The sequence below is a fragment of the Streptomyces sp. NPDC059668 genome, assembly GCF_042734135.1.
Lineage (GTDB): Bacteria > Actinomycetota > Actinomycetes > Streptomycetales > Streptomycetaceae > Streptomyces.
Map to the genome: position 1 here is coordinate 127,771 of NZ_JBHWEL010000012.1, position 20,733 is coordinate 148,503.

General features: G+C 71.8%; 13 protein-coding genes and 1 pseudogene. 7 read left to right on the forward strand and 7 right to left on the reverse strand.

Annotated elements, in window-relative coordinates; translation table 11 throughout:
- The first annotated feature begins 115 nt into the window (after positions 1 to 115).
- The 4 genes and pseudogenes from nirB (at position 116) to ACFV2J_RS12445 (ending at position 4,650) form a co-directional block, all read left to right on the forward strand.
- Positions 116 to 2,707: a nitrite reductase large subunit NirB gene (gene nirB / locus ACFV2J_RS12430; RefSeq protein WP_385438434.1), complete on the forward strand. Its 2,592-nt coding sequence runs from the start codon at positions 116 to 118 to the stop codon at positions 2,705 to 2,707.
- Positions 2,704 to 3,045, forward strand: a pseudogene (nirD, locus tag ACFV2J_RS12435) (nitrite reductase small subunit NirD); the annotation flags it as partial. The gene nirB and the pseudogene nirD, both read left to right, overlap by 4 nt.
- A gap of 127 nt (positions 3,046 to 3,172) precedes the next feature.
- Positions 3,173 to 3,757, forward strand: a complete 585-nt coding sequence (locus tag ACFV2J_RS12440) for a TetR/AcrR family transcriptional regulator (RefSeq protein ID WP_385081762.1) — start codon at positions 3,173 to 3,175, stop codon at positions 3,755 to 3,757.
- A gap of 128 nt (positions 3,758 to 3,885) precedes the next feature.
- Positions 3,886 to 4,650, forward strand: a complete 765-nt coding sequence (locus tag ACFV2J_RS12445; protein ID WP_385081760.1) for an SDR family NAD(P)-dependent oxidoreductase — start codon at positions 3,886 to 3,888, stop codon at positions 4,648 to 4,650.
- A gap of 20 nt (positions 4,651 to 4,670) precedes the next feature.
- Here the strand turns inward: ACFV2J_RS12445 and ACFV2J_RS12450 are convergent, their stop codons facing one another.
- From ACFV2J_RS12450 to ACFV2J_RS12475, 6 genes are all read right to left on the reverse strand, one after another.
- Entirely contained in the window at positions 4,671 to 5,609 is a 939-nt protein-coding gene (locus ACFV2J_RS12450; RefSeq protein WP_385438439.1) for an oxidoreductase, read from the reverse strand.
- An 80-nt stretch (positions 5,610 to 5,689) separates the two neighbouring features.
- Complete coding sequence (locus tag ACFV2J_RS12455) at positions 5,690 to 7,906, reverse strand: FtsX-like permease family protein (protein WP_385081757.1); 2,217 nt, start codon at positions 7,904 to 7,906, stop codon at positions 5,690 to 5,692.
- Positions 7,907 to 7,974: 68 nt separating this feature from the next.
- Positions 7,975 to 8,655 carry an ABC transporter ATP-binding protein gene (locus ACFV2J_RS12460; RefSeq protein ID WP_385081756.1) on the reverse strand — a complete coding sequence of 227 codons (681 nt, stop codon included), beginning with the start codon at positions 8,653 to 8,655 and terminating at the stop codon, positions 7,975 to 7,977.
- 68 nt (positions 8,656 to 8,723) lie between these two features.
- Positions 8,724 to 9,041: a hypothetical protein gene (locus ACFV2J_RS12465; protein ID WP_385081755.1), complete on the reverse strand. Its 318-nt coding sequence runs from the start codon at positions 9,039 to 9,041 to the stop codon at positions 8,724 to 8,726.
- A gap of 363 nt (positions 9,042 to 9,404) precedes the next feature.
- On the reverse strand, positions 9,405 to 12,155 hold the full coding sequence (ppdK, locus tag ACFV2J_RS12470) for a pyruvate, phosphate dikinase (protein ID WP_385081754.1): 2,751 nt from the start codon (positions 12,153 to 12,155) through the stop codon (positions 9,405 to 9,407).
- Between the two features lie 436 nt (positions 12,156 to 12,591).
- Positions 12,592 to 13,791 (reverse strand): ROK family protein, encoded by a 1,200-nt coding sequence (locus ACFV2J_RS12475; protein ID WP_385081752.1) that lies wholly within the window; start codon positions 13,789 to 13,791, stop codon positions 12,592 to 12,594.
- A 151-nt stretch (positions 13,792 to 13,942) separates the two neighbouring features.
- On the opposite strand from ACFV2J_RS12475, the gene ACFV2J_RS12480 reads away from it, so the two are divergent.
- Both ACFV2J_RS12480 and ACFV2J_RS12485 read left to right on the forward strand, forming a co-directional pair.
- Positions 13,943 to 15,760, forward strand: a complete 1,818-nt coding sequence (locus ACFV2J_RS12480; RefSeq protein WP_385081751.1) for a hypothetical protein — start codon at positions 13,943 to 13,945, stop codon at positions 15,758 to 15,760.
- Complete coding sequence (locus ACFV2J_RS12485; protein WP_385081750.1) at positions 15,757 to 17,694, forward strand: glycogen debranching N-terminal domain-containing protein; 1,938 nt, start codon at positions 15,757 to 15,759, stop codon at positions 17,692 to 17,694. The genes ACFV2J_RS12480 and ACFV2J_RS12485 overlap by 4 nt, the downstream gene beginning before the upstream one ends.
- 232 nt (positions 17,695 to 17,926) lie before the next feature.
- On the opposite strand, the gene dusB is transcribed toward ACFV2J_RS12485, so the two are convergent.
- Positions 17,927 to 19,105 (reverse strand): tRNA dihydrouridine synthase DusB, encoded by a 1,179-nt coding sequence (dusB, locus tag ACFV2J_RS12490; RefSeq protein WP_385081749.1) that lies wholly within the window; start codon positions 19,103 to 19,105, stop codon positions 17,927 to 17,929.
- A 156-nt stretch (positions 19,106 to 19,261) separates the two neighbouring features.
- Between dusB and ACFV2J_RS12495 the strand changes: the two genes are divergently transcribed.
- Positions 19,262 to 20,731, forward strand: a complete 1,470-nt coding sequence (locus ACFV2J_RS12495) for an MFS transporter (RefSeq protein WP_385081748.1) — start codon at positions 19,262 to 19,264, stop codon at positions 20,729 to 20,731.
- Positions 20,732 to 20,733 lie beyond the last annotated feature (2 nt).

A 20,733-nucleotide genomic window follows, 5' to 3' on the forward strand; every position in this document is an offset into this window, starting at 1 on the left:
CGCCGCGTCCGCCGCGTCCGTGGGCACCGAGGAGCACCGCCCGTGCCACCGGCTTCCGCCCGCCCGGGTCCTGGCCACGGGCCGCTCCACCGCTCCCCGACCACGGAGGCTCCCGATGTCCACGGACACCCCCACCATCGTGCTCGTCGGTCACGGCATGGTCGGGCAGCGCGTCCTGGAGGCGCGGGCCGAACGCGGGCTGACCGCCACGCACCGGGTGGTCGTACTGGCCGAGGAGCCCCGTCCGGCCTACGACCGGGTCCGGCTCACCTCGTACTTCTCGGGCCGCACCCCGGACGAACTCTCGCTGACCGACCCCGGGTTCATCTCCGCGCACGGCATCGAGCTGCACCTCGGCGACCCGGCCGGGTCGATCGACCGGGCGGCGCGGACGGTGACGGCCCGCTCCGGTCTGACCGTCGCCTACGACACCCTGGTCCTCGCCACCGGCTCCTCCCCCTTCGTGCCGCCCGTGCCCGGCAGGGACGCCGAGGGCTGCTTCGTCTACCGGACCATCGAGGACCTGCTCGCCATCGAGGAGTACGCGAGGGCGCGGGCCACGACCGGCGCGGTGGTCGGCGGCGGGCTGCTGGGCCTGGAAGCGGCGGGCGCGCTCCAGGGCCTCGGACTGGCCACGCACATCGTGGAGTTCGCACCGCGGCTGATGCCCGTGCAGGTCGACGAGGGCGGCGGCGCGGCACTGCTGCGCACGGTCAGGGACCTCGGCCTGACCGTCCACACCGGTACCGGCACACAGGAGATCGTCATCGGTGCCGACGGCACCGTGACCGGCATGAGACTCTCCGACGGCTCCGAACTCGCCGCGGACCTCGTGGTGTTCTCGGCGGGCGTGCGTCCGCGCGACGGGCTCGCCCGCGACAGCGGACTGGCCGTCGGCGAACGCGGCGGCGTCACGGTAGACGACCGGTGCCGCACCTCCGACCCCCACGTGTTCGCGATCGGCGAGTGCGCCCTCGCGTCCGACGGCCGCGTGTACGGGCTGGTCGCACCCGGGTACGAGATGGCCGAGACGGCCGCCGCGGCCATCGCCGGCGCCGACGCGGACGCCGGCTTCACCGGTGCCGACCTCTCCACCAAGCTCAAGCTGCTCGGCGTGGACGTCGCGTCCTTCGGCGACGCGCACGGCACCACCGACGACTGCCTCGACGTCGTCTACTCCGACGCGCGCTCGGGCACGTACCGCAAGCTCGTCATCGGCCGCGACGGCGCGCTGCTCGGCGGCATCCTGGTCGGCGACGCCGACACGTACGGCACCCTGCGCGCCCTCACCGGATCGGTGCCGCCGGTCGCCCCCGAGCAGTTGGTGCTCCCGGCGGGCGCGGGCGCCCCGGTCGCCCTCGGCCCCTCCTCGCTCCCCGACTCGGCCGTCGTCTGCTCCTGCCACAACGTCACCAAGGGCACGGTCCGCGAGGCGGTCACCGCGGACTCCCGGACCACCGTGCAGGAAGTGAAGAGGTGCACCAAGGCCGGTACCGGCTGCGGGAGTTGTGTCAAGGTCCTCGCCCAGCTCGTGGACGAGGAGCTGGCGGCGCAAGGCGTCGAGGCCGACCACGGACTGTGCGGCTGCTTCCCGCAGACCCGCGAGGAGCTGTACGAGATCGTCCGCGCGCTGCGGATCTCCTCGTACCAGGCGCTGCTGGACCGCCATGGACGGCCCGGCGCCCGGGGTGGCGAGGGCTGCGAGGTCTGCAAACCGGCCGTCGCCTCGGTCCTCGCCTCGCTCGCCCCGCTCCTCGGCACGAGCGGCCATGTCCTGGACGGCGAGGAGGCGGCCCTCCAGGACACCAACGACCACTTCCTCGCCAACCTGCAGAGGAACGGCTCGTACTCGATCGTGCCACGCGTCCCCGGCGGCGAGATCACCCCCGAGAAACTCATCGTGATCGGCGAGGTCGCCCGGGACTTCGGCCTCTACACGAAGATCACGGGCGGTCAGCGCATCGACCTGTTCGGCGCGCGGGTCGAGCAACTCCCCCTGATCTGGGCCCGGCTGGTGGACGCGGGCTTCGAGTCCGGGCACGCGTACGGAAAGGCGCTGCGGACGGTGAAGTCCTGCGTGGGCCGGACCTGGTGCCGCTACGGGGTCCAGGACTCGGTCCGGATGGCGATCGACCTGGAGCTGCGCTACCGGGGACTGCGCTCGCCCCACAAGCTCAAGTCGGCGGTCTCCGGATGCGCCCGGGAGTGCGCCGAGGCCCGCTCCAAGGACTTCGGCGTCATCGCCACGGCCACCGGCTGGAACCTCTGGGTCGGCGGCAACGGCGGTGCCACGCCGCGCCACGCGGACCTGCTGGCGCAGGACCTGGACGATGCCGGACTGATCCGTCTGATCGACCGGTTCCTGATGTTCTACATCCGTACCGCCGACCGGCTGGAGCGCACCTCGGCCTGGCTGGAGCGGATCCCGGGCGGCCTCGGCCATGTCCGGGACGTCGTCGTCCACGACTCACTCGGCATCTGCGAGGAGCTGGACTCCCTGATGACCGCGCATGTCCGCGCCTATCGCGACGAGTGGGCGGAGACCCTCCGCGACCCCGTGCGGCTGGCCCGGTTCGTGTCGTTCGTGAACGCCCCCGGCACCCCCGACCCGGTGGTCGGCTTCGTCCCCGAGCGCGACCAGATCAAGCCGGACCTGCCGCTGCTGACCATCGGCCCGCGCCCACTGGAAGGAAGCGCCCAGCGATGACCCGACCACACAGCCCCCTTCCAGCGGATGTCCAACTCCGACTGGGTGAAGTCTGGTTGACCATCTGCGACCTGTCCGTCCTGACGCCCGGCCGGGGGGTGGCCGCGCTGCTGCCGGACGGCCGCCAGGCCGCCGTCTTCCGCGACCGGTCGGGCCGGACGTACGCCATCGACAACCGCGACCCGTTCAGCGGGGCGGCGGTCCTCTCCCGCGGCCTGACCGGCTCCCACCAGGGCCGGCCCTTCGTCGCCTCGCCGCTCCTCAAGCAGCGGTTCGACCTGGAGTCGGGACGGTGCCTGGACGACGAGACGGTGACGGTCACGACGTACGAGGTGCGGACGTTCGAGGGGACGGCGCACGAGGAGACGGCGTACGAGGGGACGGCGTACGAGGCGAGGGTCCACCGGCACGGTGTGAACACCCACTGACTTGACCGATCGTTCCGGAAAAGCCTAGGCTCCCCGCATGGCCAGGACCAAGGAGTTCGACCCGGACGCCGCGCTGCAGTCGGCCCTGGAGCTGTTCTGGCGCCGCGGCTACGAGGCGACGTCGATGGCGGATCTCGTCGAGCACCTCGGCGTGGGGCGCGCCAGCATCTACGCGACCTTCGGCAACAAGCACGACCTTTACCTGAAGGCGCTGGACCGCTATCAGCAGGCGCGCAATCCGCAACTGCTGCGGGAGCTGTCCCAGCCGGGCCCCGCACTGCCGGCCGTCCGCGCGGTCGTACGCCGCTTCGCGACCGAGGCGTCGACCGGCGAACGGCGCCTGAGCGGCTGCTTCGTCACCAACACGGCCGCCGAGCTGGCTCCGCACGACACGGACGCGGCCCGCCGGGTCGAACACAACTGGGACCACCTCGAAACCCTGCTGCACGCGGCTCTGGTCCGCGCCGAGGCCCAGGGCGAACTGCCCGCCGGCCGCGAGCCGCTGGCCCTCGCCCGCATGCTGCTGGTCCTGATGCAGGGGCTGCGGGTGGTCGGCAAGGCGACCACGGACCCGGCCCGCGTCCAGGACGCGGCGGAGCAGGCACTGGCCCTGCTGGACTGAACACTCACCCCGGAGGGGCGCTTTCCCCTTCCCCTCATACTGGACCGATCAGTTCAATAAATGGGGCATCCCCTCGCGTACGCGTCCCGTGCGCGTCCCGTACGACACCGCAGACGAATGGAGAACTCGTGAGCGTCCGCTTCTCCGGCAGGACCGCCCTCGTCACGGGCGCCGGGTCCGGCATCGGCCGCACCACCGCCCTGGCGTTCGCCGCCGAGGGCGCGCACGTCGTCGTCGCCGGGCGCACCGCCGCCCCGCTGGACGAGACGGTCGCGCTGATCGAGGCGCGCGGCGGCAAGGCGCTGGCCGTGCCCGCCGACGTGTCGCGCGCCGCGGACTGGCGGGAGCTCGTCGCAGCGGCCGTGGACCGTTTCGGCTCACTCGACGTGGCCGTCAACAACGCGGCCGTCTTCCACGGCGGGACACCGCTCGCCGACCTCGCGGAGGCGGACTGGCACGCCCAGTTCGACATCAACACGACCGGCGTGTTCCTGGCCCTCCAGGCCCAGATCCGGCAGATGCGGACCCAGTCGGCCGGCGGCGCCATCGTCAACATCGCCTCCACCATCGGCGTGCACACCCGGCGCCCGGGCGTCGCCGCCTACGCCGCGTCCAAGGCGGCCGTCACCGCGCTGACCCGCGCCGCGGCCCTCGACCACATCGCCGACGGCGTCCGGATCAACGTCGTCAGCCCCGGCGCCGCCGCCACCACGATGTCGCTGCGCCCCGGGGAGTCCGAGGAGGAGCGGGTGGAACGGGTGCGGCACGAACTGCCGCTGGGCCGGGTGTCGAGGACGGCGGAGGTGGCCGCGGCCGTCCTGTACCTGGCGTCCGAGGACGCGGCGTCGGTCGTCGGCACGGACCTGGTCGTCGACGGCGGCGGGGCGCTCTGACCGCCTGACCGCCGGACCGGTCAGGCCTTCAGGCCGCCGTACGGCACTCCGGTGAGTTGCAGGGAAACGTCCCAGAGCCGCTCGCCCGCGACGTCGTTGCGGGTCCAGCCCGCCCGCCAGGACTCCGCCGGCGCGCCACGCCACATCGCGAACGAGGGTCCGGTGAAGGAGTCGGGCCGCACGCCCGGCGCGGTGGCCGCGTACAGCGAGGGCAGCGCCCCCGCCTCCGGGCTCTGCCCGAAGACCAGGTTGCCGATCTCCATGAACCGCTCGGCCCCCTTGCGGCCGGCCTTCCGGGGGCCGGCGGTCTGCAGATTCGTCGCGGCGTACCCGGGGTGGGCGGCGGCCGCGACCACGTCGGACCCGATGGCCGCCAGCCGGCGTGCCAGCTCGTGGGTGAAGAGCAGGTTGGCGGTCTTGGAACGGGCGTAGGCGATCCAGCGCCGGTAGGAGGGCCGCTCGCTGCCGAGGTCGTCGATGTCGATGTTGGCGAGCGCGTGCACCATGCTCGACACGGTCACGATCCGTGCGCCGGGGGTGTTCAGCAGCGCGGGGAGCAGCAGTCCGGTGAGCGCGAAGTGCCCCAGGTGGTTGACCCCGAACTGCGTCTCGAACCCGTCGGTGGTCCGTCCCTGCGGCAGGGCCATCACCCCGGCGTTGTTGACGAGCAGGTCGAGCCGCTCGCCGTACCGGCGGTCGTAGGTCGCCGCGAACTCCGCGACGGAGTCGAGGTCGCCCAGGTCCAGCCGTACGAACTCCACGTCCGCGCCCGGCACTTCGGAGGCGATCCGGTCGCCCGCCTCACTCCCCCGTGCCTCGCTCCGGCAGGCCAGCACGACCCGCGCCCCACGCCGGGCGAGCTCACGCGCGGTGACGAGGCCGATCCCGCTGTTTGCTCCGGTGACGATGGCCGTACGACCGCTCTGGTCGGGAATGTCGTTCACGTTCCACGCGGCCATGCCGGACCTCTTCTCTGCACCGATGTCTGCCGCTCACCGTACGCCGCACCCCTTTCCCCGCCTCGGACCGTCGACCCCGGTCAGTGACGCCGGATCAGTTCGGGATCGATTCGCCGCCCGACCAGCGGCAGCGCACCGACGGCGGCGACGGCCACGACGCCCAGCGCACAGGCGAGCAGGACCGGGACCCCGGCCCCGTCCCAGAGGACCGGTCCGCCGCCGATGACCAGGTAGCTCGACTCGGCCATCTTCCCCACCACCAGCGCCGGCACCAGCCCCACCACCAACGGCAGCACCACCTGCGCCACCTGCGCCGCCCGCAGGGTCCGCGTCCGCGCACCGAGCAGGGTCAGCGCGGTGACCTGCGGCCGCCGCTCCACGGCACGGTCGGTGGCGGCCACGAGGTAGGCGGCGACGCCGATGACGAGGCCGAGGGTGATGCCTACGGCGAGGAGGGTTCTGACGATGGTCACCTCTTGGAACACGTCGACGTTCAGGCCCTGCGGGAGGACACCGGCCGTGGGTGCGATGCCTCCGATGCCGTCGAGAACGGCACGGACGGTCTTCTCCCCCGGAGCGCTGACGAGCCTGAGCGTGGCTTCCCGCGGGATCGCGCCAGGGGGCAGCATCGAAGGCGGGACGAGAACGCCTCCGTTCTGCAGGAGCACGAGGCCCTCGTGCTCCCGGTACCGGACGGTCTGCCGCGGCATCTTGAGATTCAGGCCACGGGAGCGCTGCCCCACCCGCCGACCGAAGCGGACCTCGTCGCCCGCCTCGGTCCGCACCTCCTGGGGCTGCCCGGGGTCCCACAGCCGCATGAGGCGTCCGTCCACGCATCCCTCGGTCCACCGCACCGCCTTGCGGAGTTGGTCGCACGTCGCCACCACCCCCTCGGGGCGCGGTGACTGCTCCCAGCCGTCCGAGAGCGGCGGATTCAGGGTCACGACATGCGCCCGGACACCTGGCAGGACTTCGATCGCCTGTCGCTGGGACCCGCTGAGCTGCCCGTACTGGATGTCGTACGTCTGAACGGGCAGGGTGCTCCTCGCGACGCTGTCCAGTTGGATGACGACCCCCTGCGCGAGGGAAGCCGCGAAGACGAGCAGGACGAGCCCGGTGGCCACCCGGACGGCACCACCCGGCTCGGCCTCGTTGCGCCGCATGGCCAGACCGAAGGAGAACGACCGCGTGGAGCGCGCCATCCGCCGCGCGAGAAATCGGGAGCACGCCGGAAGTGAGAGGGCGAGCCCGACACCGGACAGGAGGGCCGCCGACGGCATGAGCCACGCGGAGAGGGCGGTGCTCGTGGGGGTGTGGTGCGTGACGCCGGCGACGCAGTAGCCCGTGAGGACCCCCAGACCCGCGATCAGCGGCAGGAAGACCCACTTCCGGGGCGCCTTCTCCACGGCCCCGCGCCGGACAGCCAACGGATTGGCGGCGGCCTTTCCCGCACTGGCACGGCCCACGTACCAGGCCAGTGCCGGACATCCGACGAGACACACCGCGAGGGTCTCGAAGGTGAGGGCCCCGTCAGCGGGGTACCACGTGAACCCCGGCAGGCCGACCCGCGAGACCAGTTGGTTCATGGTCCAGTACTCGCCGAGCCCGAGGATCGCGCCCAGCCCGGCGGCCGCGACGGTCTCGGCGGCGTTCACCCGCTGCGTCCCCTTCTTGCTCAACCCCAGCAGGCGCAGCGCGGCCAGCCTGCGTGCCCGGTCCGCGGCGGACAGTCGCGCGCAGACGGAGAGGAAGACGACGAGGGGAAGGAGGACGACCGCTGCCAGGGTGAAGCGCAGGATGGCGAGAGTGGAGGAGTCCAGTGTGGGCAGTGGCCCATGGGACTCACCGAACCGCTCCACGGGGTCGCCGTCGGGGAGTTCAGCACGGCTCACGCCCACGTACGCGATGAGTTCATCAGGGCGCGCCAGCCCTGCGGGGCCGATCAATCCGCCCTGCTCGCCAGGGACCAGTTGCGCCAACGCCGTGTTGTGCCAGAGGAGTTCGTGCAGTCGCGGGGAGACGAACACCTGACCGTCCCGTGGGAACGACCGGAGTCCGGGCGGCGGCTCGACGGTCCGCGTGCCGCGAGCCACGAAGACCCGGGTGAGGGGTGTCGAGCCGTAGGGATCGGTGCGGGCGAGCGTCACCGGATAGCCGTCGACGACGGCAGCGCCTGACGGGTCCCTCGGTGTGACGGGTTGGCGGGCGGTGACACGCGCGTCCTGCGCTTCCAGGATCCCGGGAATCGCCAGCACGATGGCCAGACAGCAGACACCGAGCGAGCTGCCGAGTGTCATGAGGAGGAACCTCGCACGATGACCGGGTCCGCTCCCGAACAGCAGTCGCAACCCCAGAACGAGTTCCCTCATGACGCACCCCGCTCTCGCGCGCTGAGAACGCCGTCGGACATCGTGTACCGGCTGTCCGCCCGGGCCGCGACCTCCAGATCGTGCGTGACGAGCAGGACCGCGGTCCCCTGCGAACGGGCGAGACCGAGGAACTCCTCGAGGACCGTTGCCGCGTTGGCGCTGTCGAGCGAGCCGGTCGGCTCGTCCGCGAAGACCACCGCCGGTCTGTGCACGAGAGCACGGGCGACGGCGACCCTCTGACTCTGGCCGCCGGACACCTGTGAGGGGCGCCGCTCCCGCAGATCCGCGAGGCCCAGACGTCCCAGCACCTCTCCCGCGGCGGCCAGTGCCGGGGTCTTGCGCTGCCCGGCGAGCCTCAGTGGCAGCGCGGTGTTCTCCTCCACGGTCAGCTCGGGAAGCAGCTCGCCGTACTGGAAGACGAAACCGAAGCGGTCTCGTCTCAGGGCGCTGAGCTCCTCGTCACCGAGATCTCTCAACAAGCGCCCGGCGAAACGGACTTCACCGCTCGTGACAGGAAGAACCCCCGCCAGGCAGTACAGCAGGGACGACTTGCCCGAACCGCTCTGCCCCGTGATTGCCGCCACCTCGCCCCTGTGGAGGCTCACGGAAGCCCCTCTGACGGCTTGCGCAGAGCCGTAATGGAGGTCGATTCCCCTGCCGGAGAGGATTTCTGACATGTCGATCTGGACTCCCGAAGGAAGCGGACCCGGGCCTGAGCCCGGGTCCGGGGTGCCGAGGTGACCGCTCACTTCTTGTAGTGAATTTCCCTGGAACAGAGGTCCCACTGGGCGGCTCCCCGATCGACGCAGGCGCGGATGTAGGCATCGTCCGTGTACTGCTGCGCACCGTCCCAGTTGGACTTGTGCAGCGTCACCGTCCGCCCCTGCTTGCCGTAGTACCGGATCGGTCCGTGGCCCTCGACGCGGACCTGCATGTAGACGTTGCGGCCGTCCCTCGCCAAGGAGTCGTGGAGGTATCCGGCCCACTCGAAGGCGCCATGGTTCCGGCCCGCCGGATTGAACTTGTACTTGCCCTGATCGAAGCGCACGCCCTGCACGCCCATGTTTGGGAGGTCTTGCCAGGACGCCGCGGCCGCGGTACCCGCTCCGACCATAAAGACGCCCGCCGCCACCACGCCGGCCCATACCCGCTTCATGTCCCACCTCTCGTGATCCCCATGGCCCCACGGCCACCGGAGATCACAGAAGGTAATGGATCAGTAACGCGCTGAATCCTTTGGCCTCCGGATCGCCATCCCATCAGGTGATCCGGAAGCACAAGAAGCACAGGCCGTACAGGCCAAGCACGACGGGACGGCACCCCGCACAAGGTGCCGCCCCGCTTCTTTCGTACGCCGGGACCGTCGACCGCCGGTGAGGGTCGGACAGTGGGCGACGGTCCCGGAGTTCCCGGTGCTCCCGGAGGGCTACCGGTGGTCGCTGCCCTTCGACGTCGACGCCGCGCGGCCCGCCTCCAGGCGCGCCACCGGAATCCGGAACGGCGAGCAGGAGACGTAGTCGAGACCCACCTCGTGGAAGAAGTGGACCGACTCGGGGTCGCCCCCGTGTTCGCCGCAGACGCCGAGCTTCAGGTCGGGACGCGTCGCGCGGCCTGCCTTCACGGCGGAGCGGACCAGCGAGCCCACGCCGTCCCTGTCGATGGTCTCGAAGGGCGACACCCCGAAGATGCCCTTCTCCAGGTACGCCGTGAAGAAGCTGGCCTCCACGTCGTCCCGGGAGAAGCCCCACACCGTCTGCGTGAGGTCGTTCGTACCGAAGGAGAAGAACTCGGCCGCCTCGGCGATCTGCCCCGCCGTGAGAGCCGCCCGCGGGAGCTCGATCATCGTGCCGATGGCGAGCTTCAGCTCGGTGCCCGTCGTCTCCTGCACCTCCGCGATGACCCGGTCGGCCTCCTCGCGGACGATCTCCAGTTCCTGGACCGTGCCGACCAGCGGGATCATGACCTCGGCGCGCGGGTCGCCCTTGGCGTTCCTGCGCTCGGCCGCCGCCTCCGCGATGGCCCGTACCTGCATCGTGAAGAGGCCGGGGATGACCAGGCCGAGGCGCACACCGCGCAGGCCCAGCATCGGGTTCTGCTCGTGCAGCCGGTGCACCGCCTGGAGCAGGCGCAGGTCGTTCTCGTTGGCGTCGCCGCGCGACTCCGCGAGCGCCACCCGCACCGACAGTTCGGTCACGTCGGGCAGGAACTCGTGCAGCGGCGGGTCGAGGAGACGGATCGTCACCGGAAGGCCGTCCATCGCCTCGAAGAGTTCGATGAAGTCCCGCTTCTGGAGCGGGAGAAGCTCCTTCAGGGAGTCCTCGCGCTCCGAGTCCGTGTCGGCCAGGATCAGCCGCTCCACCAGCTCGCGCCGGTCGCCGAGGAACATGTGCTCGGTGCGGCACAGGCCGATACCCTGCGCTCCGAAGCGCCGGGCCCGCAGGGCGTCCTCCGCGTTGTCGGCGTTGGCGCGCACCCGCAGCCGGCGGACCCGGTCCGCGTACGCCATGATCCGGTGCACCGCGGCGACGAGTTCGTCGGCGTCGTCCGCTCCGGCGTGCATCCGGCCCTCGAAGTACTCGACGACCGGGGAGGGCACGACCGGGACCTCGCCGAGGTAGACCTTGCCGGTGGAGCCGTCGATGGAGACGACGTCGCCCTCCTCGATCACCACGCCGCCGGGGGCCGTCATCCGGCGCCGCTTGGTGTCGACCTCCAGTTCCTCCGCGCCGCACACGCACGTCTTGCCCATGCCGCGCGCGACGACCGCCGCGTGCGAGGTCTTGCCGCCGCGGGAGGTGAGGATGCCCTCGGCCGCGATCATGCCGTCCAGGTCGTCGGGGTTGGTCTCGCGGCGGATCAGGATGACCTTCTCGCCGGAGCGCGACCACTTGATCGCCGTGTACGAGTCGAAGACGGCCTTGCCGACGGCCGCGCCCGGCGAGGCGGCGATGCCGCGGCCGATCTGCTCGACCTTCGCCTGGTCGTCGAAGCGCGGGAACATCAGCTGGGCGAGCTGGGCGCCGGTCACCCGCTGGAGCGCCTCGGCCTCGTCGATCAGGCCCTGGTCCACGAGCTGGGTGGCGATCCGGAAGGCCGCGCCCGCGGTGCGCTTGCCGACACGGGTCTGGAGCATCCACAACTGACCGCGCTCGATGGTGAACTCGATGTCGCAGAGGTCCTTGTAGTGGTTCTCCAGCGTCTCCATGATCTGCATCAGCTGGTCGTACGACTTCTTGTCGATCGACTCCAGCTCGGCGAGCGCGACCGTGTTGCGGATGCCGGCGACGACGTCCTCGCCCTGGGCGTTCTGGAGGTAGTCGCCGTACACGCCCTGATGACCGGAGGCCGGGTCGCGGGTGAAGGCGACTCCGGTGCCGGAGTCGGGGCCCAGGTTGCCGAAGACCATCGAACAGACGTTGACGGCCGTGCCGAGGTCGTGCGGGATGCGCTCCTGGCGGCGGTAGAGCTTGGCGCGGTCGGTGTTCCAGGAGTCGAAGACCGCGTGGATGGCGAGGTCCATCTGCTCGCGCGGGTCCTGCGGGAAGTCCCGGCCGGCCTCGGTCTTGACGATCCTCTTGAACTTCGTGACCAGCTTCTTGAGGTCCGCGGCCTCCAGCTCCGTGTCGACGCCGACCTTCTTGGCCACCTTGGCGGCCTCCAGCGCGTCCTCGAAGAGCTCGCCGTCGACGCCGAGGACCGTCTTGCCGAACATCTGGATGAGGCGGCGGTAGGAGTCCCAGGCGAAGCGGTCGTCGCCGGCCTGCTGGGCGAGACCCTGGACCGACTTGTCGGAGAGCCCGATGTTCAGGACCGTGTCCATCATGCCGGGCATGGAGAACTTCGCGCCGGAACGGACCGACACGAGCAGGGGGTCGTCGGCCTGGCCGAGCTTCTTGCCCATGCTCGCCTCGAGCGCCTTGAGGTGTGCACTCACCTCGTCACGCAGTGCCGCGGGCTCCTCGCCGCTGTCGAGGTACGTCTTGCACGCCTCGGTGGTGATCGTGAAGCCCGGAGGGACGGGAAGGCCCAGGTTGGTCATCTCGGCGAGGTTCGCGCCCTTGCCGCCCAGGAGGTCCTTGAGGTCCTTGTTGCCCTCGGTGAAGTCGTAGACGAACTTCGCGTCCCCGACGCCGTTGTCGCCGCTCTCGGCTACGTGGGGATCTTTGTTTTCCGACACGAGTCTCGACTCCTCGACGTCGCGGTGGCTGCCCTGACGGCGAGGAACATACCCAGATCGAAGGCACCTGGGTACGTCCACTTGCACGTCATGCGCCTGTAACCACCCGTCCGCCACGCGATCGAAAGTCAAGGCTTGGCAAGCGGCCGGGGCGGGATGTTTTCACTTCTTGAACGAGCGAGCGCTCACGCACCAACAAATTCGCTCACCTGAGCACTCCCCGGCACGCCCGAGTTCAATCGATGAACGATCATGGGGTGGCACTGAGTGCCACTCCTTAGGGAAGTGCAGTCGCTCAAGATCCGCTCATCTGAGCATCACCCCGATCAGAGGTGGCGAGAATCACGCCGGAAGGACGGCCGGAATTTCATCATGCGGACCACGACGCGGACCCGACACACGGACGTCACAGGACGCCGGCACCGGCCGCGGAGTCTCACACGCCCAGCGCCGCCAGCCGCTCCTCGGCCCGCTCCGGCGCGTACAGGTACTCCACGACCAGCGCCCCGGCGCCGACCAGCCCGGCCCGCTCGCCGAGCCTCGACGTCACCACGTCCAGATGAGCGGTGGAGCGGGGCAGCGCCCGCTGGTAGAGCAGCTCGCGCACGCCCGTGAGGAACGGGGTTCCCGCCAGGTCCCCGGCGATCATCAGAACCCCTGGGTTGAGCAGGGTCACGACGGTCGCGAGGACGTCCCCGACCTGCCGCCCCGCCTCCCGCGCCAGCGCCATGGCCTCCGGGTGACCGGCCGCCAGCAGGTCCCGCACGTCCGAGCCGGAGGCGGCCGGCACTCCGGACTCCGCGAGCCGCCGCGCCACCGCGCCACCGCTCGCGACGGCCGCCAGACACCCGTACGACCCGCACCGGCACAGCGCGTCCGCGCCGACCCGGATGTGCCCTATGTCGCCGGCGCCTCCGTCGACACCCCGGTAGACGGACCCGCCGACGACCATGCCCGCGCCGATACCGGTGGAGACCTTGACCAGGGCGAACGCCGAGCAGTCCGGGTACCCGGTGCGCTGTTCGCCGTACGCCATCAGGTTGGCGTCGTTGTCGACGAGGACGGGGACCCCGGTGCCGCCGCCCGCGTGCTCCGCGAAGGCGCGTGCCAGGCGCCCCCGGATGTCGTATCCGTCCCAGCCGGGCATGATCGGCGGCTGCACGACCCGGCCGGTCTCGCTGTCGACCGGCCCCGGCACCGCCAGCCCCATCCCGCACACCGAACCGGCGGACTGCCCGGCCTTCTCCAGCAGTTCGGCGAACCAGCCGCCCAGTTCACCGAGGACGGCGTCCGGGCCGTCCTCGATGCGCAGCGCGCCGTGGCGCTCGGCCTGGATCTCCCCGGTCAGCGAGACCACGGCGGCCCGGCCGTGCCGGGTGTCGAGGTCGGCGGCGAGGACGACGGCGTGCGCGTCGTCGAACTCCAGGGTGATGGAGGGGCGCCCGCCCAGCGGTGAGTCCACCGGGCCGCCCGCCCCCTCACGCAGCCAGCCCGCGCGGAAGAGCCGGTCGAGGCGCTGACCGACCGTGGCCCGCGACAGACCGGTGGCCTGCTGCAGCGCGCCGCGCGTCGTGGCACGGCCGCTGCGCACCAGTTCGAGCAGATCTCCGGCGCTTGCCTGGTTCCCGGCCCTCATGGCCTCCGCCGCCCTTCCGTCGTGCCGGTCATGCCCTACCCCTTGCGTTCCCCAACTCTGCATTACATATTGAGTTTTGCGTGTTAAATAGGCGTAACCCTACGGTACCCAGTGCCGAACCGGCCGGCCGGACGTCTTCGGGGAGACCTGAGTGGACAGCACTTCCCAACTCACCATCCGCCGCACGGGAATCACCACCCCCGTGCGCACCTCGGGCTCCCCCGCCCCGCCCGGCTCGCGCGAGATCACCCACTCCGCCGCCGACGTATACGATCCCGTCCGGTCCGCCGGCTCACTGCGGCTCAGGGCCGCCCACGTGCTCGAGGGCAACTGGACGGGAACGTCCACCGTCCCCTCGCGCGGCCTGTATCCGCACCAGTGGTCCTGGGACTCGGCCTTCATCGCGATCGGGCTGCGCCACGTGTCCCCCCTGCGGGCACAGACGGAACTGGAGACCCTGCTCGGCGCCCAGTGGGGTGACGGCCGGATTCCGCACATCGTGTTCAACCCCTCCGTCCCGCTCGACGCGTACTTCCCGAGCCCCGACTTCTGGCGCTCCTCGACCGCGGGGCGCGCCGCGGGCGCCCCGCGCACCGTACAGACGTCGGGCATCGTGCAGCCACCGGCGCACGCGTTGGCCGCCTGGCTGGTGCACCAGGCCGACCCCGGCCTGTCCCGGGCGCGGTCCTTCCTGCCCCGGGTGTATCCCCGCCTCGCGGCCTGGCACCGCTATCTGCTGCACCACCGTGACCTGGGCGGCGGCGGGCTCGCCTCCGTGGTCCACCCGTGGGAGCAGGGCATGGACAACAGCCCCTGCTGGGACGCCCCGCTCGGCCGGATCGCCCCGGCCCCGCCGCGCACCTTCCGGCGCGCCGACCTCGACCACGGGTCCGCCGAGGACCGCCCGACGGATCTCGACTACGGGCGGTACGTGCGGCTCGCGACCGACTACCGGGACGGCGGGTACGCCGACGGGATCGGGACGGGGGCCGGGGCCGGGGCGGGCCGATTCGCCGTCGAGGACCCGGCGTTCAACGCGCTGCTGATCGCCTCCGAGCACGCGCTCGCGGCCATCGCCCGGGAACTCGGCGCGGCGGGCACGGCGCGGCACGCACGCGCGGAGCGCCTGACGGCGGCCCTGGTGGAGCGGCTGTGGGACCCGGCCGAGGGGATGTTCTTCTGCCGGGACGTGTTCGGCGGGAGCGATGGCGAGGAAGAGCGCGAGAGCGGTGCTCACCGGACGGAGCAGAGCTCACGGAACGGTGACCGCACTCCGGAGCCGTGCTTAGAGAGCGGTGACCGCGGAACGGAGCGGTGCTCACAGAAGGGTGACGGCACTTCGGAGCCGCGCTCACAGAGCGGTGCTCACGGAGCAGAGCGGTGCTCACGGAACGGTGACCGCGCCGCGCGGCGCTCTCCAAGTGGCGCGCTGATCCCCGAGCGCAGTGTCGCCGGGCTCCTCCCGCTCATCCTTCCCGCGCTGCCCCGCGACATCGCCACCGCCCTCGTCCGCACCGCGGCCGGCCCGCACTTCGGGCTCGGCGGGGTCGCCCGGCTCGTGCCCAGCTACGACCTGACCGGGCACGCCTTCGACCCGCGCCGCTACTGGCGTGGGCCGGCCTGGTTCAACACCAACTGGCTGCTGGTACGCGGGCTGCGACTGCACGGGGAGCACGGTCGCGCGCAGGAGCTGCGCTCGGCCCTGCTGGAGACGGCGGACGCGTCCGGGTTCGCGGAGTACGTGGACCCGTACACCGGCGAGGCCTGCGGAGCACTCGGCTTCAGCTGGACGGCCTCGCTCACGCTGGACCTGCTGCACGAGCCCTCAGGGGCGGACCAGGTCGTGTCCCGTCCGGGGCACGACGCGTTCGACACGGCACAGGGCGCGGCCCCGCACGGCACACCGCCGGACGGCACGGCGCCGCGCAGTTCATTCGAGACGGGCGCCCAGGGAGGGGACCGGGGATGACGGACCGGCATCATCTGCTCGTGCACGGTGGGACGTTCGCCGCCGTGGGCGACGGCGGGGACATCAGCGGAGTGCGGGGCGGCAGCTCGCCGAACGGGCTGTTCGTACGGGACGCGCGGCACCTCAGCCGCTGGCAGCTGACCGTGGACGGCGCGGTGCCCGAGGCGCTGACGCCGGTCTCGGACGGCGACACGGCGCGCTGTGTGCTCGTCCCGCGCGGCGGCCGCAACGAACCGCCCGCGTACACGCTCTTCCGTGAACAGGCCGTCACCGACGGCGCGTTCGTGGAAGCCCTGCGCGTCACCAGCAACCGTCCGGCGCCCACGACCGTGCGTGTCGCGCTCACCGTGGACGCCGACTTCACGGACCAGTTCGAGCTGCGCTCCGACCACCGCACGTACAGCAAGACCGGCGCCGTACGAGGGCGCCGGATCCTGGACGACGGGGTGGAGTTCAGCTACCAGCGCGGGGAGTGGCGGTCCCGTACGACGGTCACCTCCGAGCCGCCGCCGGACGGGGTCGAGGAGACGGGCACGGGCGCCCGGCGCCTCGTCTGGACCCTGGACCTCCCGCCGCACGCCTCGGCGGATCTGTCGCTGCGCGTCGCGGCGCGTCCGCACGGCGCGCTCAAGGAGCCGGAGGTGCCCCTCTCCCCCACCGCGGCGAACGAGCGGCTGCTCGCGCTGGAGGACGAGTTCGCGGAGGGCGTGCCCTTCCCGACCGGCTGGCCGGAGCTGGCCGCGGCCTGCGCGCGCGGTCTGTCCGACCTCGCGGTGCTCCAGGTCCCGGCGACCGGCCCGGACGGCGAGGAGCTGCGGGTGCCGGCCGCCGGGGTCCCCTGGTTCCTCACGCTGCTGGGCCGGGACGCCCTGCTCACCTCGCTGTTCGCGCTTCCCTACCGTCCCCGGCTCGCCGCCGCCACGCTGCCCGCGCTCGCCGCGACCCAGGCGGTCGAGGTGGGGGCGGGCGCGGTGGCCCAGCCTGGCAAGATCGTGCACGAGGTGCGGCACGGCGAGCTCGCGCACTTCGGGCAGGTGCCGTACGGGAGGTACTACGGGTCGGTGGACGCCACGCCGCTGTTCCTGGTGCTGCTCGGCGCGTACACCGAGCAGACCGGTGACGTGGCCCTGGCCCGGCGGCTGGAGTCGCACGCCCGCGCGGCGATCGGCTGGATGCTGGACCACGGCGGCCTGACCTCGTGCGGCTATCTCGTCTACCGCGCGGACGGCGGCGGTCTCGCCAACCAGAACTGGAAGGACTCCCCGGGCGCGATCTGCTCGGCGGACGGCAGCCGTCCCAGCGGCCCGGTGATGGCGGCGGGCGCGCAGGGATACGCGTACGACGCGCTGCGCCGCACCGCCCAGCTGTCCCGTACGGTCTGGGGCGACGAGGTCTACGCGGCCCTTCTGGAACAGGCCGCCGGTGATCTCCGCGACCGTTTCCAGCGGGACTTCTGGATGGGTGAACAGGCCTTCCCGGCGCTGGCGTTGGACGGTGACGGCCGGCAGGTCGACGCGCTCGCCTCGGACGCGGGCCATCTGCTGTGGTCCGGTCTCCTGGACAAGGAGTACGGCGAGCTGGTCGGCCGGCGGCTGCTGGAGCCGGACTTCTTCTCGGGCTGGGGCGTACGCACGCTGGCCGCCGGTCAGGGTGCGTACCACCCGCTGTCGTACCACCGCGGTTCGGTCTGGCCGCACGACAACGCGCTGATCACGCTGGGGCTGGCCCGCTACGGCCTGCACGACGAGGCCCGCACGGTCGCCCACGCCCTGGTCGACGCGGCCACGGCGGCCGGCCACCGGCTTCCCGAGGTCCTCGCGGGTTACGGCCGCGCCGCGCACGCGGAGCCGGTGCCCTACCCGCACGCGTGCGTACGGGAGTCGAGGTCGGCGGCGGCGCCGCTGGCGCTGCTGACCGCGGTGGGGGGAGCCTGACGGGGCTCAGGGGGCGCCCATGGCGTCCCGGGCCGTCCCGGACCGTCACGGCGAACCGCTCCAGCGTGTGGCGGAAGGCCGCGTGGGCCTGGTCGAAGCGTTCGTGGGCGCCCGGGTCGCCCCGGGTCACGTGCCACGGCGCCCCGTCGGCACTCTCCGTCGCCTACCTGCGGGCGGTGGCCGCCTCGGCGGCCGGGACCGGGCCCTCCAGGACGACGACCCGGAGACCCGGTCAGCCGCCGGACGTGTCCAGTTCGGCGTCCTCGCTGATGCCCGCGCAGTCGTACGGGTCCTTCAGCCAGCCGTCCGGCAGGACGACCCGGTTGTTGCCCGAGGTGCGGCCACGGGGGCCGTCGGCACCGGTCGGCCACGACTGGTCGAGGTCCAACTCGGCGAGTCCGTCGGCGAGTTCGGCCAGCGACGAGGTGATCGCGAGGCGCTTGCGCATGTCGGAACCGACCGCGAAGCCCTTCAGGTACCAGGCCACGTGCTTGCGGAAGTCGATGACGCCGCGGGCCTCGTCGCCGATCCACTCGCCGAGCAGGGTGGCGTGCCGGACCATGACGGCGGCGACCTCACGGAGGGTCGGGCGGCCGCCGTGTCCGTCGAGGCCTTCGGCCCGGCCGTCCGTACGGCCTTCGAAGGCGGCCACCAGGTCGGCGAAGAGCCACGGCCGGCCGAGGCAGCCGCGCCCGACCACGACGCCGTCGCAGCCGGTCTCGCGCACCATCCGCAGCGCGTCCTCGGCGGACCAGATGTCGCCGTTGCCGAGGACGGGGATCTCGGGCACGTGCTCCTTGAGCCGCGCGATGGCGTCCCAGTCCGCGGTGCCGCCGTAGTGCTGCGCGGCGGTGCGGCCGTGCAGCGCGATGGCCGTCACGCCCTCCTCGACGGCGATCCGGCCGGCGTCCAGGAAGGTGATGTGGTCGTCGTCGATGCCCTTGCGCATCTTCATCGTGACGGGCAGGTCCCCGGCGCCGCTCACGGCCTCCCGCAGGATCGCCCGCAGCAGGTTGCGCTTGTAGGGGAGGGCGGAGCCGCCTCCCTTGCGCGTCACCTTCGGCACCGGGCAGCCGAAGTTCAGGTCGATGTGGTCGGCGAGGTCCTCCTCCGCGATCATGCGGACGGCCTTGCCGACGGTCGCCGGGTCCACGCCGTACAGCTGGATCGAGCGCGGCTGCTCGCTCGCGTCGAAGCGGATCAGCTGCATGGTCTTCTCGTTGCGCTCGACCAGCGCCCGCGTGGTGATCATCTCGCTGACGAACAGTCCCTTGCCGCCGCTGAACTCCCTGCACAGGGTGCGGAAGGGCGCGTTCGTGATCCCGGCCATGGGGGCCAGGACGACGGGTGGCTGGACGGTGTGGGGGCCGATCGACAGCGGGGCGGCGGGGGCGAGGACGGTCGTGGACATTCCCCCATTGTCGCGTACGGGAGCGAGTGCCGTGACAGTGGCCGGCGACACCGCACGCACGCGCGGCGGACGTCGAGGACGTGCGTGACCGCCGTCACCGGATAGGGCGAGGGTCATTAGTTAGACGCACTATCGAAGCGGGCGTAGGCTTGTGGAATGCCCGAGCTCACCCCACGCCACCGCCTCCTGGTGCTCGCGATCTGCTGCATGAGCCTGCTGATCGTGAGCCTGGACAACACGGTGCTGAACGTCGCCCTGCCCTCGATGCAGAAGGAACTGCACGCGAGCGTCGCCGGTCTCCAGTGGACGATCGACGCGTACACGCTGGTCCTCGCGTCGCTGCTGATGCTCGCGGGTTCGACCGCCGACCGCATCGGTCGCCGCCGGATCTTCAAGGCGGGCCTGGTGATCTTCACCGTCGGCTCGGTGCTGTGCTCCCTCGCCCCGAACCTCGAATCACTGGTCGCCTTCCGCATGGTGCAGGCGGTCGGCGGTTCGATGCTGAACCCGGTGGCGATGTCGATCATCACCAACACCTTCACGGACCCGCGCGAGCGCGCCCGCGCGATCGGGGCCTGGGGCGCCGTGGTCGGCATATCGATGGCCGCGGGCCCGCTGGTCGGCGGACTCCTGGTGGACTCGGTCGGCTGGCGCTCGATCTTCTGGATCAATCTCCCGGTGGGCCTCGCCGCCCTCCTGCTCACCTGGCGGTACGTCCCGGAGTCCCGCGCCCCGAAGGCCCGCCGTCCCGACCCGGTCGGCCAGCTCCTCGTCATCGCGCTGCTCGGCTCCCTGACGTACGCGATCATCGAGGCGCCCAGTTCCGGCGTCGCCAGGACCACCGTGTTCGGCGTGATCGCCGTCGCCGCCCTGCTCGGCCTGCTGTGGTACGAACCCCGGCGCGCCGAACCCCTCATCGACCTGCGCTTCTTCCGGTCGGCGCCGTTCAGCGGGGCCACGGTCATCGCCGTCAGCGCGTTCGCGGCGCTCAGCGGCTTCCTGTTCCTCTCGACGCTCTATCTTCAGAACGTGCGCGGTCTGGACGCGCTGCACGCGGGTCTGTGGATGCTGCCCATGGCGGCGATGTGCTTCGTGTGCGCGCCGCTGTCCGGGCGGCTGGTGGGCAGCCGGGGGCCGCGGCTGTCGCTGCTGATCGCGGGGGTCGCGACCACCGCGAGCGGGCTGCTGTTCGCCGCCTTCGAGGCCGAGACGTCGAACGTCACTCTTGTCATCGGCTACCTCCTGTTCGGCCTCGGCTTCGGCTTCGTCAACGCGCCCATCACCAACACCGCCGTCTCCGGGATGCCCCGCGCCCAGGCCGGTGTCGCCGCGGCCGTCGCCTCGACCAGCCGTCAGATCGGCGGCACCCTGGGCGTCGCCGTGGTCGGCGCGGTCCTCGCCTCCGGCATCCACGCCTCCGCGTACCGGGAGACGTTCGTCTCGGCCGCCCGCCCCGGCTGGTGGATCCTGACCGGCTGCGGTCTCGCCGTCCTCGTCCTGGGCGCCCTGACCAGCGGACGCTGGGCACGCGGCACCGCCGAACGCACGGCGAGGCAGCTGGCACCCGCGGAGGCGGAGACGCGCGAACCGGTGGCCGCCCGCTCCCAGGACGCGCCCGCGACCTGAGC

Excerpts from the sequence above, each read along its gene's own strand:
- nirB (WP_385438434.1), top strand. The coding sequence starts at position 116 with ATGTCCACGGACACCCCCACCATCGTGCTCGTCGGTCACGGCATGGTC.
- ACFV2J_RS12440 (WP_385081762.1), top strand. The coding sequence starts at position 3,173 with ATGGCCAGGACCAAGGAGTTCGACCCGGACGCCGCGCTGCAGTCGGCC.
- ACFV2J_RS12450 (WP_385438439.1), bottom strand. The coding sequence starts at position 5,609 with ATGGCCGCGTGGAACGTGAACGACATTCCCGACCAGAGCGGTCGTACG.
- ACFV2J_RS12455 (WP_385081757.1), bottom strand. The coding sequence starts at position 7,906 with ATGACACTCGGCAGCTCGCTCGGTGTCTGCTGTCTGGCCATCGTGCTG.
- ACFV2J_RS12460 (WP_385081756.1), bottom strand. The coding sequence starts at position 8,655 with ATGTCAGAAATCCTCTCCGGCAGGGGAATCGACCTCCATTACGGCTCT.
- ACFV2J_RS12465 (WP_385081755.1), bottom strand. The coding sequence starts at position 9,041 with ATGGGCGTGCAGGGCGTGCGCTTCGATCAGGGCAAGTACAAGTTCAAT.
- ACFV2J_RS12475 (WP_385081752.1), bottom strand. The coding sequence starts at position 13,791 with ATGAGGGCCGGGAACCAGGCAAGCGCCGGAGATCTGCTCGAACTGGTG.
- ACFV2J_RS12485 (WP_385081750.1), top strand. The coding sequence starts at position 15,757 with ATGACGGACCGGCATCATCTGCTCGTGCACGGTGGGACGTTCGCCGCC.
- dusB (WP_385081749.1), bottom strand. The coding sequence starts at position 19,105 with ATGTCCACGACCGTCCTCGCCCCCGCCGCCCCGCTGTCGATCGGCCCC.
- ACFV2J_RS12495 (WP_385081748.1), top strand. The coding sequence starts at position 19,262 with ATGCCCGAGCTCACCCCACGCCACCGCCTCCTGGTGCTCGCGATCTGC.